Below are 14,694 nucleotides of genomic sequence, written 5' to 3'. Positions count from 1 at the left end.
CCCGATCAAAAGCCGATGAAGACCGGCCCGAAACCATCCACGAATTGGCGGATGAGGGCTGCAACCGACAAATAGAGCATGAAAAGACCACCCGCGAGAACGAAGGGCGTCGAGATAAAGAAGACCGGAATCTGCGGCGCGAGCTTGTTGATGAGGCCTACCGCGACGTTGAACATCAGGCCGTAAATCACGAAGGGGCTGGCAAGCCGCAGCATGATCGAAAAGGAGGCCCTGAGCGTGTCGGTCAGCGTAATCAGCATCTTCTGGCCGCTGATAAGCGCACCGACCGGCGTGGCGGTGTAGGAATCCACCAGCGCCTTGAGGACGATATGGTGGAAATCGAATATGAACAGAACCAGCAGACCGCCGAAGGTGATGAAGTTGGATATCTGGTTTTCCTGCACGTCTTCGATGACATCGGCACCGCCCGGCGCACTGAGACCGATGGAAGCCCCGATGAGCGCGCCGGTGAACTGGAAACCGAGCGTGTAGAACCGCGCGATCAGGCCATACATCGAACCGATGACGACCTCGGTAAAGATGAGGCCGACGACCGTGCCCTGGCTTGCGCCGGAAACTTTCGGATAGATCGTGTCCCACAGCACGGGCAGAAGCGCCATGGACACCGCGACGCACAGAAGCATACGAATCTGCGGCGAAATGCGCGAGCTTGAAAAGCCCGGCATGGTCATGAAGCATGCGCCGATACGGCAGATGGCAAGGAACAATGCAATGATTGTCCCCTGCGGGTCGGTTATCATGAAATGGCGCCCAGAATCTTGATCTCGAGACCCTTGGCCAGTTCCACATGCGAAAGAACCGGCAGGGTCGCAAAGAGTCGCTCGATAATCATGCGCACATAGGACCGCGTTTCCGGCGAGGTTACAAGGACAAAGGGCAGGCCGCGATCCATGAATTCACGGATAACTTTCGAAGCCTGCTCCGAAAACTCCTCGAGATGGCGGGGATCGATGTCGAATTCGACGATTTCGCCCTTCTGGTCGCGCTTCAGCGCCTGATGGAAGACCATGTCCCACTTGTTGCCGAGGCGCAGGACGCGCAACACGCCATTGTCGGCCAGATCGCCGCAGAGCTGCTGCGACATGCGCACCCGCACATGTTCGACGATCTGTTCCGTCTTGCGCACATGCGGCGCAAGTTCGGCGACCGCTTCGAGAATGAGGTGCAGGTTGCGGATCGATACGCGTTCGGCGAGCAGCAGTTTCAGCACCGCCTGCAGGCCGGAATAGGACATGTGCGACGAGCAAATCTCGTCGGCCAGCTTCTTGTATTCGGGATCGAGCCTGTCGATGAGGATTTTAACGTCCTTGTAGGACAGGAGCTGCGGCAGGTTGTTGCGGATGACTTCGCTCAGATGCGTCAACACCACGGAGACGTTGTCGATCGGATGGAAGCCTTCGCGCTTCAGATCCTCGGTGAAGGTTTCGAGAATCGAGACGGCGGGCATACCGAAAGCGGGTTCGCGGATTTCGTCGCCCGGAATGCTCGGCTTGCGCCCTGCACCCGTCACGACAAGAACATCACCGACACGCAGGTTGCTGGATGCGATGGTCGTGCCGTGGACGCGGATCTGATAGGCTTTTTCCGGGATCATGATGTCGTCGGAAACCTTGATCTCCGGCACAACGAAACCGTATTGGGTCGCGAATTTCTTGCGCATCTTGCCGACGCGGAAGGCCAGTTCCTGATGCGCCCCGAGAAGGCGGGTGGAAACCTGCTTGCCGAGCGCCAGTTCGATCTCGGCCGTCTTCAGCACCTGCTTGACCGAATCCTTTTCCGCCTCGGTGGTCTGGAGAACCTTGTTCTCCTCTTCCTGACGCCGCAGCGCGCTTTCGGCCTCCGCCTGGCGCGGAATATACCAGCTGCCGAAGGCCATGATGCCGCCGAGGAAGATGAAGGGCAGGAAGGGAAGGCCCGGAATGATGGCGAGCAGTCCCATCAGCATGGCCGAGACCATCAGCGCGCGCGGATAGCCGCTCAGCTGATTGACGACCGCCTGGTCCGTCGAGCCGGCGGTGCCGCCGCGCGAGACCAGAAGGCCGGCTGCCAGCGATACGATCAGGGCCGGGATCTGCGAGACGATACCGTCACCGACCGAAAGCTTGACGAAAACGTCGGCCGCCTCGCCGATGGGCATGCCGTGGCGGAAATAACCGATGATGATGCCGCCGAAAATATTGATCGCCGTAATGATGAGACCGGCAATGGCATCGCCGCGCACGAATTTCGAGGCACCGTCCATCGAGCCGAAGAAGGAGCTTTCCTCTTCCAGCTCGCGGCGGCGGCGCTGCGCTTCCTTTTCGTCGATGATGCCGGCGGACAAATCCGCATCGATCGACATCTGCTTGCCGGGAATGGCATCCAGGGTGAAACGCGCGCCGACTTCGGCGATACGCGTCGCACCCTTGGTGATGACAATGAAGTTGACGGTGATCAGGATCAGGAAGACGATCAGACCGATCACGAAATCGCCGGACATGACGAGGCTGGAGAAGCCCGCAATCACGCCGCCCGCCGCCGTCGGCCCTTCATTGCCGTGGGAGAGAATAACGCGTGTCGTCGCGATGTTCAGCGACAGGCGAATCATCGTCGCGATCAGCAGCACGGTCGGGAAGGACGAGAAATCCAGCGGCCGCTGAATCCAGAGCGCTACCATGAGGATGAGGACCGAAAGCGCAATCGAAAAGGCCAGACCGATATCCACCAGCATGACCGGAATGGGCAGGAAGAGAACGCAGAGGATCGCCACGATGCCCAGTGCGAAACCGATATCACGCGTGCTCGGACTGACCTTGGGCAGGGAGATGACTGGTGGTTGCGCCATAAATTCGTCCTGTCTCTTCATGAGAAGGGCGACGGAAAAGCCGTCGCACGGTTCCGTAACAACGGTTTTCGAAAAGCGCACGCAATTCGGCCCGATGCTTTCCGCCTATCCCTAGCGGCTGAAGCTTGCGCGAAGGTGGCATCCGCAGCGGACGGCGTCAGAAGCCGGACTGGATGCGGGAAAAGACGAGATTGGAAAAGAGCGATATCTGCGCGCCCACGAAGGGGGCGGCAACGCCGAGCACGAGCATGATCGTGACGATCTTGGGAACGAAGGTCAGCGTCATTTCCTGAACCTGGGTCAGGGCCTGAATGAAGGCGATGACGACACCGACGATCATGGCGGCGAGAACCGCGGGACCGGCCGCGACGAGAACCGTCCAGACAGCCGCCTGCATGATGTCAAGCGCATCGGCCTCGTTCATCGTCGCATCCTCAATCCGGAAAGGCGGCGTCATGCCGCCTCTTCAATGTCAGGAACCGGTCGCGCTATCCGAATCGGTTCCGCTATCAGATGTACTCGTAATCGGGCCGTTGGAGAAGGTCACGCCGGCCTGCAGCAGCACCTTGTCACCAGCTTCGGTGATGGCGACAACGCCGTCCGAATAGACCTCGACTTCCTTCACCACGCCGGTGACGGTGTCGTCGGCGCTCTTGACCGTCTTGCCGACCAGATCGGAGGCGCGCGTCAGGGCTTCCGCCTGCAGCATGCTTTTCAGATGGGTGTTGGTCTTGATGGTCTGCTCGACCTGCGAGAAGCTTGCGAGCTGCGACATCTGCTCGCCGGCATCCATCGGGCTGGTCGGATCCTGGTTCTTCATCTGGGCGATGAGGAGCTTCAGGAAGCTGTCGTAGTTCAGCGACGCCGCGCTGCTGTCGGAGCTGCTCGCCCCGGCATTGGCCCAGGGATTTGACGCTGCCGAAGTGACTGCATCTACCGCCATGGTGCGATCTCCTTGCGAATCTGTTCGATCGTTGCGGGGGTCATTTCCTGATTGTTGAGGATTTTTTCCTCGATCGGGTAGAGACCGCGAATGGCCTTCAGCGCTTCGAAAGCCTTGCCCGAGGCAACCAGCCCGTCGATCCGCTTGAGTTCCGCCAGAACCTCGTCATGCTGGAAGCAGTTCAACAGCATGCTGACCGACTTGCGGAACATGTTGGTGGACTGTTCGCGCCCTTCCGGGTTGATGAGGATCATCTGCGCGATGAAATAAAGCTGTCTGAGCGGCGTCGTCGCCTGATCGGGCTGCAGAACGTGGTTTTCAAGCAGGAACGTGACATCGTTCAGGAATTCGAGCGCCACCTTGCGATCCACACGCAGAACCGCGCCGTTGATAAAAATCTTTTCGCCCGATTTCAGCGAAATCCGAAGTGTACTTTTCATTTCAGTCCATCCCTGATGATGGTTGTCACGTCAATTATGCCCTGGAAATTCGTCGACTGACGTTTCCGGATCAGTTCGCACTCTTTCAATATCCAGATCGCGATGGAAATCAGATTGGCCCTGAGCTCCATGGCAAGCTGGTTATCGGGTTGCTTGAGATCCTCAATGAAGCGGATCCAGACCCGTCGAGTGTAAAAAAGCGCTTCGATCGTGTGGCGCTGCGAAGAGGAATCCCTTGCCTCCACCAGAAGGTCGATCGATTTTGTCAACGCCTGCCGCTCGCGATCCTTCGCGTTGGCGACACCATCCTCCATGATTTCGGCGTAGGAAAACTGGTACATTCATGTATCCTTTATCTGCCGCCACCCCTGTTCATCAGAGGTAGTTCACCAGACTCATTTTTTGCAGACGCGACGTGAGGCTGTATGCGATTTCAATCTGCTGCTGCAGCAGATCGAGGCGGGTCTTCGCCTCGTAGGTATCGATCCCCTCAATATCCAGCAGATGCGTTTCGATGATCTTCTTCTGGGCTGCCAGCGAATCATTGGCCTTCGAAACGCGGCTTTCGGAAAGGCCGAGCTGGCTTTGCTGCTGGTTCAGGCCACTGATGGCGGTGCCGATATTGGTCACCGACTTGGTCGCCACCATTTCGCGAACGCCGCTATCCACCTTTTCGTCGAGGAAGGTCATCGCCGTCATCGCCGTCAGTGCAAAATAACGCATACCCTGCGAATTGCTGTTGCTGGAGGTTTCCACGACCTCGTTCTGGCTGATGCGGCTCGTCATGTTGGTGTCGCTCGCCTTGGAACCGAAGGTCGTCCAGAAATCGTAGTTCTGGCCGGCCGTCAGGCTGCTGTGGGGCGGGTTCGTTACCGTCGTGGCGCCGTTGAACACACCTTCGATATGGGTCATGAAGGCTTCGGCCTGCGTTTTGGACAGGCCGGTGATGTCGCCAACCGCCGGCGTCTGCGCAGCCATGAATGCGTTCAGCTCGGTCTCATAGGCTTCCTTCAGGGCAGACCCTTCAGCGAAATAGTCATCGACGGGCTTCACATCCGTATTGATGCCGGAGAACAGAAACTCGCCATTGACCGCCGTATTGGCGAAGCTGGTGAAATTGTTGAACGCATTCGAGATGGTTTTGGCAACCGTCGTCAGCGTCGGCGCTTCGCTGCTGGTATTGGGGACAAGAACCTTCTGAATTTCCTGTGCGGCCTGCGCCATGCCGTCCAGCGCCGTCTGCGAGGATTTGAGGCGTTGCGTTGCAATCGAATTGACGCTCACCAGCGAAGAGATGCGGTCGATATCGCGATTGAGATCGAGGCTGCGGGCGGTGTTGGCGCCCAGCGTCACGCCGAGATCGGCGTGCTTGCCCGTCGTCAGCTCGGTATTGAGATTGGTCATCTCGAGCTGAGCCTTGAGGATGGTGCTGCGCATGCTGTTCTGCATCGCCAGCGATGAAATGAATGACGTTTTCATCGTTTACCTCACCATGTCCATCAGGGACTTGAGCATTTCATCGACGGTCGTCACCAGTTTGGTCGCGGCCTTGTAGGATTGCTCGATATCCATGAGCAGCGACAGTTCCTCGTCCAGGCTGACCGCCGTATTGTTCGAATAGGACGTGGCGGAGCGCTCATAAAGCGCGCTTTTCGCTTCGTTGGCAGAAGTCGCGCCGGAACGTTCCTGTTCGAGCCACCCCATCGAGTTGGTGCCGTATTTCAGGATGCTGGTATTCGTATCGATACGTGTCGACGCGGCAAAATTCATGGGCGCGTCGAAAGCAGTAACATAGCTGCGGATCAGCTCGGAGAAACCGGTTCCCCCCGACGCTGCGGTATTGATCACGTAATCGGTACCGTTGATACCGCCGTCACGCAACAATTCCGGATTGCCACCTTTGGAAATAATTAACGCCGGGTTGACGGTAATGCTGGCCGCGAGCCCGGGAGAGACAATCCCGTCTGCCGGAATGGTCGTCGCCGCCGGCGAGCCGTAGGTGAAGAGACCCGGCATATCCGGCAGGCCGCTGGTCGCGTCGGCCGGCTTTTCCGCAAACATGGTGATGAGGCCGCGGGCGATTTCGTCGAGCTGGCTCTGCATCGTCGGCGCCAGATCGTCACGAACCTGCATCAGGCCCTGAAGCGAGCCCTCAGACGTCGTGTTGCTGCCGCTTCCTGCCTTCAGCGCTACGCCATCGACATAGATTGCGTTGCCCGTGGTCGTCGCATCAAAGCCCGGCTGCGTCTTGAAGGCGACGCTGCGCGGCACGACTTCGAACAGCGTCGCGCCATCCGTCGTATAAAGCGCCACGTCGTTGTTGGGACGATTGACGACATTGATGCCGATGATGGAGGAAATATCCTTCAGAAGCGTCTCGCGCTGATCGAGAGCGTCGCTTGGATCGCCGCCGATCGCCGTCTGCGCCTTGACCTCGTTATTGGCTTCCTCGAACTTCGCAAGCAGCCCGTTCAGCTTGTCGACCTGAAGGGCGATTTCCTTGTCGGCGCGCAGACGCATCGCCTGCAATTCGTTCGAGGCCTTGTTCAGGGAACTGGCGACATCAGTAGCCGAGGTGACGGCCGTGGCGGCCAGAGCGGCATCGCTCGGCTTGGCGGCGTAAGCGTCCAGGCTCTTCAGCAGTTCCTTCATATAGGTGGCCGGCGAACTCTCATAATCGTTGCCGCCGAAAATGCTCTTCATTTCCTCAAGACCGGTCAGAACCGTGCTCTGGCCGGAAGCGAGAGAAGAGCTGGAAATCGTCTGCCTGAGAAGACTTTCATTCTGGGCACGGCCGTTGGAGACGATACTCGCTCCAGCCATGGTCGTGCCGAGAATGGCGGTTCGCTTGACGTAGTTAGCATTGCCGACATTGGCAATGTTCTTGGAGGTAACGTCCGTCTGCTTACCTGTATTATTGAAAATCGACTGCGCAGTATTCATTGCTGACGTGAGCGACATTCATCTGTCCTCGTGAGAAGTATTATCTCTTCAGATTGATCAGGACGTCCATCAAATCCGATCCAGTCTGGAAGACTTTCGAATTCGCTGTGTAGATACGCTGGGATTCAATCATGTCGGTGAGTTCGCTGGCGATATCGACGTTCGAGCCTTCCAGCGCACCCTTCTGGATGTAACCGAAGCTGCCCGTCTGCGCGAAACCGATGGTGACGACACCCGACTCGTTGCTCGGCAGATAGACGTTACCGTTCTGCGGGCTGAGATTGTCGACGCTCGGCACCGTGGCCAGCGCCAGCTGGTAGATATTGCGGCGACCGCCATCCTGATAGACCGCCGTCACCAGGCCATCCTTGCCGATTTCGACGTCCTTGATCTGGCTTGGGCCGTTACCGTTCAGAACAGCGGTGCCAGGCGTGAACTTCGAGGAGAACTGCGTCATCTGCGACAGGTCGATCTCGATCGCCTGCGCCACGCCGCTGTTGCTGTCGTTAATCGTGATCGAGCTATCCGATCCGCTGGTGAGCTTGTTGGTGGCGGGATCGAAGGTCAGGGTGACCGTTTCCTTGACGAGCGTAGCCGGCGCGGTTGCCGTATAGGGGAAGCCGCCATCCGTCGACTGATCCTGACGATAAACCGACACTTCCCACTGCGGATTGCCGGACGCATCGTTGTCAATCCGCGTGTAATAGAAGTCGTAAAGAACCTTGGCACCGCCGCTGTCGAACGCCGTGAGCGACGTCTTGCTGCCAACCGTCGACGTTGCGAGGTTGTCACTCGGGCGCGATCCCGCAGCAACGATTGCCTCATCACGATTAAGGTTGGCCGGGAAGCTGCCCTGCGTGGAGGGAGACGCCGTCAGACCGAAGTCATTGATATTGATGGCCTCAAGACCGGTAAAGCCGTTGACGACCGCAGCCGGCGGGTTGGCGCCGTAAGGGTAACCCATCAGCATGAAGCCTGCCGCATTCTCTAGATAACCTTCCGAATTCTTCTGGAAGGAGCCGGCGCGGGTGAGGTAGGGTGTGCCTGCACCGTCCTGAACCACGAAGAAGCCGTTGCCCTGAATGGCAAGGTCGGTGCTCGAGGTGGTGTAGGAGAGGTTGCCCTGCTCCGAAATGCTGTAGCGAACGTTGGACTGCACGCCGCCGGACGCATAGCTGCCCGACGAGGAGGGCAGAACGAGCGAGGAGAACGACGTCGATGCGCGCTTGTAGCCGGTGGTGCTTGCGTTGGCGATGTTGTCGCCCACGGTCCCCAGCTTGTTCGCCTGTGCATTCATGCCGGACACACCGGTTCGCATAGTGCCGAAAATACTCATTCAAAAACCCTCGTGGTCATCTTTCAGGGAGAAGGTAAAGCGTTTGGCTTGCGTGAAGCTGTCGGAAATACCGCGTTTGAAAAAGACCACGCGGGTCAATGAAAATCATTGCCAATCAATGCTGTAGCCGAGGAAACGTTTGGAATCGACCGGATCATAGCCAAGCTTCTTGCGCAGCTTCTTGCGCAGCTTGCTGATGTGGCTTTCAACGACGTTTTCTTCGACGTCGTCATCGAAGATGCCGTAGATGGCATTGAAAATCTGCGCCTTGGAAACGCGGCGTCCGCGATTGGCGATCAAATATTCGAGGATGCGGCGCTCACGGCGCGGCAGGGGGAACACTTCACCACCCACTTCCGGGTCGCGGCCATCGGAGAAAACCCGGATCGGCCCGGCATCGGTGAAGTTCGAGATGACCTGCAATCGGCGACGGATCGCCGCCGCACGCGCAAGGATTTCACGGGGGTGTACCGGCTTGCGCACGACGTCATCGACGCCGCTGTCGAAAAGCGCCAGCGTCGATTCCAGCGAGGGCTGGTCGCTGACCGCGATCACCGGGGCCGTCGTGCGATCCCTGATCGCCTTCGGCAAAGAAAAGCTCCGGTCGCCCTGGCCGATCAGGAAGGCTTCCACAGCCGCAAGATCGCTTTCCGCCGCCGTCGAGACCCACTCCCCGAATTCGACCGGATCGAACCCGGTCGAGGGAATGCCCTCACGCCCAAATAGAGATGTATAGCCGTCTTTAACGAGCTCGCGCTCATCAACCACTACGATCATTCGTCCGCCTCCGAATCAGTGTGGTGTTTTCCAATGTGGCATTGGTACGAATCGGGCGATTCAGGGACAACTGTAGGAAATCATCGATAGATATTAATAATTGATTAACCATTTTGTGCCGATTTGATCTATATATAGTGGGTATTAACCATATATGGCACAAAATTTTTGTGTAGAAATTTCAAAATTCCGAAAAAACCACTTGAAATGCCTTTTTTCGATCAATCTATCGCCACATTTCAAAATACGAGTCCTGCGGTGCCTGAAAGCAATTTCAGGTTGTCAACCGTCGCAGAAATTTTTCGCGTTGGCAGTCCATTTCCCGTAGCCCGTCGCCACCAGATTGGCGATGACACGGCAGACATATTTCTTCTGTGCCGGATCATTGTTGGGGCCGGCATGATAGCGGGCGACCGCCATGGTCCAGGTTTCATGCCTGTTGTGAAGGTTGCGCAGAAACATGGCGGCATATTCCACATTGCGGCGCGGATCGAACATTTCCCGCGCGGATGCGAAGTTTTCGCCATGGAAATAATGATTTATCTGCATGCATCCGAGGTCGATCAGCTTGGCGCCGTTGCGCTTTGCCGCCTCAAAAGTGGTCAAAGCCTCCTCGGTGGAGGAGGCAAATACCGGTTTTCCCTCGATATTCATGGCGTTGGGGTCGAGACGCCCCTTGCGGCCCGTTTCGGTCAGCCCCACCGAATAGAGAATTCCCTCCGGCACGCCATATTTGCGTGCCGCCGACTGGATCTCTCTTTCACAGACACCTGACGTTGCCGAAGCGGACGCGTTTTCAGAGGTAGACGCCATTGTCAGCAGAAGAGCGGGCAGAGCCAGAAACGCCATCCATGCCTTCATTATGCACCCCCAAATTATCGCCATTGCCTTGCCGGTCGCCCCGTGCTCCGGACTCGTCACGGTTGCGCCCGGCGGCGGCCTGCTGACCCTGCTGCTGCGCCTGCTGATTTTGCTGATTGTTGCCTTGTGTGCCCGTTTGGTCACTCTTGTCGGAAGAAGCGATGCTGATGGTGATGTTATCGACCGTCAGACCCTGCGCCTTGAGGCCATCGAGGATGCTCTTGCTGTCTTCCTGGAGCTTTTTATAGGCCGCAACACTCTCCACCGTCATGTGAACGGCAAGCTCGTCACCGGCAAGACGCAGCGACATTGTCACCGATCCAAGCTCGATCGGCGTCATGTGCAGCTTCAGCGTATGGACGACCCTGCCGGTGCTGCTCTGGGCCGCCGCATTGGAGAGCGACGAACCGGGCTGCATGGCGCTCACCCATTCCGGATCGTTGACGATCAGGCCGGTCAGGGCCGAGGCGTTGGTCGAGGGCGCCAGGCCGATGAACCGCCGCGAATCGAGAACAGTTATGGTGTCGGTCGCTTTACCTGTGCTTTCGCGTGCATCGAACTCGACACGGCCTTCACGCTGAACGGTGCTCATATCCAGAGCCCGGGCCACGCCTGAGCGCGGCGACGAAAAACGGAATGCCGAGGCATCGCCCTCGTTTTCCGAAGCAGAACCCGCCTCGTTACCGGCTGGTGCGATCCCCGTCGGCATGTCCTTGACCGAATGCTCGACCTTGCCACGGACAGGTTCAGCACGGTCTGATTTCACCGTGTCGGCCTTGCCGGCAATCGCCTGTGCAATTTCCTCAAGCGGTGTCTTGGCCGTCGCCATATCGGCGGTATTGGCCGTCACCAGCTGCAGTTCCGCCAGCTTCGGATTGATCGTATCGTCCGTCACCTCCGCGTCCTTGTCGGCGTCGTCCTTGAGCTTCTTGCCGGTCTTGCCGTTTTCCGGCGTTGTGCGGGCCGTTTTCACGGCGCTCTGAAACTCGGCCACCGTCTCCTGGGCACGACCTTCGCCGGCATGCTCGTTGACGATCACATTGAGAAATGTTGCGGGCCGCTTGACCGGGACATCCATCTTTTCCGCCTCGCCATCGGGCTGCGCCTGCTGTTCTTCAGCCGGGCTCTCGTCCTGCTGATGCCGCGAATGCAGCGCCTGCGGCGGGCGCTCGTCCCGAACCGTGGAAAGGGCATCACCGAAACTGCCGCCCTTGGCGTCGTCCCTGACGCTGGCGCTACCGGCGCGCGGATCGGATGGCGGCGCATTCATTATCGCGTTGATGGTTGCGTCGATCATGGTGCCCCCTCGCCTTTCTTCAACAGGCTGTCGATTTCATCGAGCTTGCTGCGACCGCTCGTCACGAGTTGCCGCACGTTGTCGCCCTCATCGTCAGCCTTCTGGGTTTCGACCCGCCATATGCTCCTTGCATCGGCAGCGTTCGCTTCGTGTTCGGGCACATTCCGCCCGGTGTCCTTCGTGGCTGCAGTGTCGGTCTCGACACCGGACTGCGGGGAAGGAGGACGAACCACCTGCTCGGCAATCGCCCTTGCCGCCTCCCGCAAGGCCCTGTCCCGATCCGAAAGCTGCGCTTCGGGAATTTGCCCTATTGTCTCGATTGCGCTCACCACATCGGGCGTGCCGATGTTGGAAAGGCTTTCATAGAGATTTGCCTGCACTTCCGGCTCACCCGGCAGCGCAGGAGATAGCGCCTTCGCCTTCAACGCCGCCATGCGCGCCAGCGAATCCTTGCCGCTGATCGCCGCGAGGCGGGAAAGCCGCAGATAGGCTTCCTTCTGCCTCTCGGTATCCATCATGGCGAAGGTTTCCTGTATCGCCTCCTCCCCGATGGAATCGGCGCGCTTGACCACCAGCGAGACCAGAAGGTCCGCAAACTGGCTGGCATAGGGCGAATGCAGGAACCGCCGCGCATAACGCTGCGCATAATCGACGCCGCGTGCCGCATCGCCGTCCTCAACCGCGATGGCGAGCGAACGGCGCAATGCGGCTTCCTCGACGATGGTGCCCGGCGCTTCGAGCCGGGCGATATCGTAAAAACCAAGCGCCGCCAGCGGATCGCGCGGGATCGTCACATTGCCGCCGATCAGCGCAAGATAGGCGCCAATCCGCTTGCCGCGATATTCCGGCACCATGGCCGCAATGCTCTGCGCGACAAGCGTTCCCTTGCCGGAGAGGTATTTGCGCAGGATATCGGCAACGCGGCTGTCGAAATTGCCATCCACATCGCGCGCGACCAGCAGTTCCAGCGTGGCCGGATTGCCGCCGCTCATCGCATAGATGAGCGCCGCATCGACATTGCGCGGATCCTTGAAGATCGCCGAAGGCGCGCTCTTCAGCCGCTCATCGATGGTCTGGAGTAGAAACCGCTGCATTTCCGAAGCGGAATGGTCGCCCATGGCGACCGAATCCTGCACGAATTGCAGGGAGCGCAGCATGGAATAGGGCATGAGATTGTCTTGCGACTGCGAAAACGCCCGGCCCGGCTCGGAGCCGAGACCGCAAAGCGTCGCCGCAAGAAGAAGCCAGCGTTTCGAGGTTTTCGTCACACTCACCCCCGATCGGCCTCAAGCAGAATTTCGATGCGGCGGTTGGCGTCCGCCAGAGGGTCCGCCGGCACCTGCAATCTGCGGTCCGCAAAACCCGAGACCTGCTTTACCCGCTCTTCCGACAGGCCGCCGCGCACCAGCATGTAATAGGCGCTGTGCGCACGGTCCATGGAGAGCCGCCAGTTGTCATTGGCCTCGCCCTTGAACTGCCGCCCGTCGGTATGGCCGCGTATCACCACGCTGCCGCCGCGCTCCTGAAGCAGTTTGCCGATTTTTTCCATGGCCAGAACCATTTCACGCCGGGGAACGGCCGATCCGATGTTGAACATCGGCGTTTCCGTCTGGTCGGAAATGGTGAGCAGCAATCCGCCTTCGGCCGGCGTCACCACCAGGCCTTCGGAAAGCTTGCCGGTAATGCCCGATATCTGCTTCTCGATCTCCTCGCGCAGCGTGTCGGCCTTTTCCCACTCGGCGTCGCTGGTCTTTTGCTGTGCATCGCTCGCCTGGCGCGGCTCATCCGGCTTTGGCTGCGCGAGCGCTGCCTGCTCGGCCGCATCCGGGCGCTGCTGCGGCACAACGGCGGCGACTTCCATCGGCTTGCCGTCTTGCGCCTTGTCGGCCGGTGTCTCGGACGCCTTGAGCGCGACCGCCTGAGCGTTTTCGGCTGCATCCTCCTGTTTGCTCTCGGTGACTTGCTGCTGTTCAACCGGTTTCTGCGGCTGATCGGCGCGAGTGATTTTCACCTGCTGGGTCCAGAAATCGGGATCGAACGGATCACGATAGGCTTCACCGCCGCTTGCGCCCGTCGCCGGGCCGGAATCGGCGGCGCCGCCCTCGCCCTTGGCGCTGACATTGGCCTGCTGCCCCACCTGCTGGGCGATTTCCGCCAGCACGGAATAGGGATTTTCGAAAAAGTCCGCTTCGGAGAAGTTCGACTGCTCACCAGTCTGCGAGGTCAGGTCTTCGCCCGTCGCCGCGGCGGAGCCTTTGGTGACCTTTTCCGCCTGGATGTTGGACTGGTCCTTCTTCTGGACGCCCTCTTCCTTGTCCACCGGCTTTTCCAGCCCCTTGGACGAGGGTTTCTCATCGGACAGCTTGATCGGATTGAAGTAGCTGGCGACCGAGGCCTTGGTTTCCTCATTGGCGGCATTGACCAGCCACATGACGAGGAAGAACGCCATCATCGCCGTCATGAAGTCGGCATAGGCGATTTTCCACGCACCGCCATGGGCGCCATCGTGCCCGCCCTTGTGGCGCTTGACGATGATGATCTCGTTTTTACCGTGGTGGTGATTTTCGCCTTCACTCATTTCATCACCTTGCGAAGACTGGACGCCCAGGCGGACATGCGCGTCACGAACACGCTCTCACCCAACTCGACGGAAAGATCGATATCGGTGGTCTCGGTAAATTTCATCGTTTCTTCTTCAAAGCCGGGCTGTATCTTCAGCCGCTCGAACAGATCTTTCGGGCCTTTCACGACAAGCGTGACCCCTTCTCCATCCGGCATGGCGCTACGCACCACATCCGCCAGCGCCGAGACCGCCTTGAGCGACAGCTTTTCCGTCAGGACCGGAGCAAGGATATTGGCGGTCTGTTCGCTGAGATTGGCCGCAATCGCGTCGATACCCTCGCGCAGACCACGGGACAGGGAAGACGCGATTTCTTCGAGGTGCCCCGAACGCAGGGCCTCCAGCTCGGCCGCATGGGCGGCGATCAGCTCTTCCCGCTCCGCCTGCATCTTCTCGGTGATCTCGCGGGCAGCATCTTCGCGGCCGCGGTCATAGGCCGCCTGTTTCTCGCTCTCCACATCGACGGGAGCAAATTCGTCGAAACCGGAAGCGCCGTCAGCAAAACCGGACAGGAAATCTGTATCGGCCAACGGGTCGCCGAAGGCCTGCGCCGCCGGTTGCGGTTGCGCTTCACCGAAGTCCTTGAGAAACCGTGCGATGGACGCGCTCATGCCTGCCCCCGGCAAAACAGG

15 protein-coding genes are annotated in these 14,694 nt (G+C 59.0%); all 15 read right to left on the bottom strand.

Annotated elements, in window-relative coordinates:
• Positions 1–5: 5 nt before the first annotated feature.
• The gene (gene fliR, locus ACQZ5K_RS02340) at positions 6–761 is read right to left on the bottom strand and encodes a flagellar biosynthetic protein FliR (protein WP_020812910.1); all 756 of its coding nucleotides are present in this window, start codon (positions 759–761) and stop codon (positions 6–8) included.
• Positions 758–2,845 (bottom strand): flagellar biosynthesis protein FlhA, encoded by a 2,088-nt coding sequence (gene flhA, locus ACQZ5K_RS02335; RefSeq protein WP_004432552.1) that lies wholly within the window; start codon positions 2,843–2,845, stop codon positions 758–760. Before flhA ends, fliR begins: the two co-directional genes overlap by 4 nt.
• A 157-nt stretch (positions 2,846–3,002) precedes the next feature.
• Positions 3,003–3,269, bottom strand: a complete 267-nt coding sequence (gene fliQ, locus ACQZ5K_RS02330; RefSeq protein ID WP_003503352.1) for a flagellar biosynthesis protein FliQ — start codon at positions 3,267–3,269, stop codon at positions 3,003–3,005.
• Positions 3,270–3,317: 48 nt separating this feature from the next.
• The gene (gene flgD, locus ACQZ5K_RS02325; RefSeq protein WP_020812913.1) at positions 3,318–3,788 is read right to left on the bottom strand and encodes a flagellar hook assembly protein FlgD; all 471 of its coding nucleotides are present in this window, start codon (positions 3,786–3,788) and stop codon (positions 3,318–3,320) included.
• Positions 3,779–4,228, bottom strand: coding sequence for a flagellar biosynthesis repressor FlbT (gene flbT / locus ACQZ5K_RS02320; protein WP_004432543.1), 450 nt, complete (start codon positions 4,226–4,228; stop codon positions 3,779–3,781). Before flbT ends, flgD begins: the two co-directional genes overlap by 10 nt.
• Positions 4,225–4,569 (bottom strand): flagellar biosynthesis regulator FlaF, encoded by a 345-nt coding sequence (gene flaF / locus ACQZ5K_RS02315; RefSeq protein WP_004432537.1) that lies wholly within the window; start codon positions 4,567–4,569, stop codon positions 4,225–4,227. The genes flbT and flaF overlap by 4 nt, the downstream gene beginning before the upstream one ends.
• 34 nt (positions 4,570–4,603) lie before the next feature.
• Positions 4,604–5,707, bottom strand: a complete 1,104-nt coding sequence (locus tag ACQZ5K_RS02310) for a flagellar hook-associated family protein (RefSeq protein WP_448739527.1) — start codon at positions 5,705–5,707, stop codon at positions 4,604–4,606.
• Positions 5,708–5,710: 3 nt separating this feature from the next.
• Positions 5,711–7,189: a flagellar hook-associated protein FlgK gene (gene flgK, locus ACQZ5K_RS02305; RefSeq protein WP_448739526.1), complete on the bottom strand. Its 1,479-nt coding sequence runs from the start codon at positions 7,187–7,189 to the stop codon at positions 5,711–5,713.
• A 22-nt stretch (positions 7,190–7,211) separates the two neighbouring features.
• On the bottom strand, positions 7,212–8,507 hold the full coding sequence (locus ACQZ5K_RS02300) for a flagellar hook protein FlgE (RefSeq protein ID WP_035263923.1): 1,296 nt from the start codon (positions 8,505–8,507) through the stop codon (positions 7,212–7,214).
• A gap of 105 nt (positions 8,508–8,612) precedes the next feature.
• The gene (locus ACQZ5K_RS02295; protein ID WP_004432529.1) at positions 8,613–9,284 is read right to left on the bottom strand and encodes a response regulator transcription factor; all 672 of its coding nucleotides are present in this window, start codon (positions 9,282–9,284) and stop codon (positions 8,613–8,615) included.
• 282 nt (positions 9,285–9,566) lie between these two features.
• Positions 9,567–10,133, bottom strand: coding sequence for a lytic transglycosylase domain-containing protein (locus ACQZ5K_RS02290; RefSeq protein ID WP_059760571.1), 567 nt, complete (start codon positions 10,131–10,133; stop codon positions 9,567–9,569).
• Positions 10,081–11,442: a flagellar hook-length control protein FliK gene (fliK, locus tag ACQZ5K_RS02285; protein ID WP_448739525.1), complete on the bottom strand. Its 1,362-nt coding sequence runs from the start codon at positions 11,440–11,442 to the stop codon at positions 10,081–10,083. Before fliK ends, ACQZ5K_RS02290 begins: the two co-directional genes overlap by 53 nt.
• Positions 11,439–12,716 carry a chemotaxis protein MotC gene (motC, locus tag ACQZ5K_RS02280; protein WP_448739524.1) on the bottom strand — a complete coding sequence of 426 codons (1,278 nt, stop codon included), beginning with the start codon at positions 12,714–12,716 and terminating at the stop codon, positions 11,439–11,441. Before motC ends, fliK begins: the two co-directional genes overlap by 4 nt.
• Positions 12,713–14,020, bottom strand: a complete 1,308-nt coding sequence (locus tag ACQZ5K_RS02275) for a MotB family protein (protein WP_448739523.1) — start codon at positions 14,018–14,020, stop codon at positions 12,713–12,715. Before ACQZ5K_RS02275 ends, motC begins: the two co-directional genes overlap by 4 nt.
• On the bottom strand, positions 14,017–14,673 hold the full coding sequence (locus ACQZ5K_RS02270; protein ID WP_448739522.1) for a hypothetical protein: 657 nt from the start codon (positions 14,671–14,673) through the stop codon (positions 14,017–14,019). The genes ACQZ5K_RS02275 and ACQZ5K_RS02270 overlap by 4 nt, the downstream gene beginning before the upstream one ends.
• Positions 14,674–14,694: the final 21 nt, after the last annotated feature.

The sequence above is a fragment of the Agrobacterium sp. 22-226-1 genome (genome assembly GCF_053522345.1).
The sequence above is the reverse complement of the archived record's forward strand: the minus strand, read 5'-3'. Positions and strand labels throughout refer to the sequence as shown.

What these genes read in the sequence shown, in the direction of transcription:
- fliR (WP_020812910.1), bottom strand. Translation starts at nt 761, where the DNA reads ATGATAACCGACCCGCAGGGGACAATCATTGCATTGTTCCTTGCCATC.
- flhA (WP_004432552.1), bottom strand. Translation starts at nt 2,845, where the DNA reads ATGGCGCAACCACCAGTCATCTCCCTGCCCAAGGTCAGTCCGAGCACG.
- fliQ (WP_003503352.1), bottom strand. Translation starts at nt 3,269, where the DNA reads ATGAACGAGGCCGATGCGCTTGACATCATGCAGGCGGCTGTCTGGACG.
- flgD (WP_020812913.1), bottom strand. Translation starts at nt 3,788, where the DNA reads ATGGCGGTAGATGCAGTCACTTCGGCAGCGTCAAATCCCTGGGCCAAT.
- flbT (WP_004432543.1), bottom strand. Translation starts at nt 4,228, where the DNA reads ATGAAAAGTACACTTCGGATTTCGCTGAAATCGGGCGAAAAGATTTTT.
- flaF (WP_004432537.1), bottom strand. Translation starts at nt 4,569, where the DNA reads ATGTACCAGTTTTCCTACGCCGAAATCATGGAGGATGGTGTCGCCAAC.
- ACQZ5K_RS02310 (WP_448739527.1), bottom strand. Translation starts at nt 5,707, where the DNA reads ATGAAAACGTCATTCATTTCATCGCTGGCGATGCAGAACAGCATGCGC.
- flgK (WP_448739526.1), bottom strand. Translation starts at nt 7,189, where the DNA reads ATGTCGCTCACGTCAGCAATGAATACTGCGCAGTCGATTTTCAATAAT.
- ACQZ5K_RS02300 (WP_035263923.1), bottom strand. Translation starts at nt 8,507, where the DNA reads ATGAGTATTTTCGGCACTATGCGAACCGGTGTGTCCGGCATGAATGCA.
- ACQZ5K_RS02295 (WP_004432529.1), bottom strand. Translation starts at nt 9,284, where the DNA reads ATGATCGTAGTGGTTGATGAGCGCGAGCTCGTTAAAGACGGCTATACA.
- ACQZ5K_RS02290 (WP_059760571.1), bottom strand. Translation starts at nt 10,133, where the DNA reads ATGGCGTTTCTGGCTCTGCCCGCTCTTCTGCTGACAATGGCGTCTACC.
- fliK (WP_448739525.1), bottom strand. Translation starts at nt 11,442, where the DNA reads ATGATCGACGCAACCATCAACGCGATAATGAATGCGCCGCCATCCGAT.
- ACQZ5K_RS02275 (WP_448739523.1), bottom strand. Translation starts at nt 14,020, where the DNA reads ATGAGTGAAGGCGAAAATCACCACCACGGTAAAAACGAGATCATCATC.
- ACQZ5K_RS02270 (WP_448739522.1), bottom strand. Translation starts at nt 14,673, where the DNA reads ATGAGCGCGTCCATCGCACGGTTTCTCAAGGACTTCGGTGAAGCGCAA.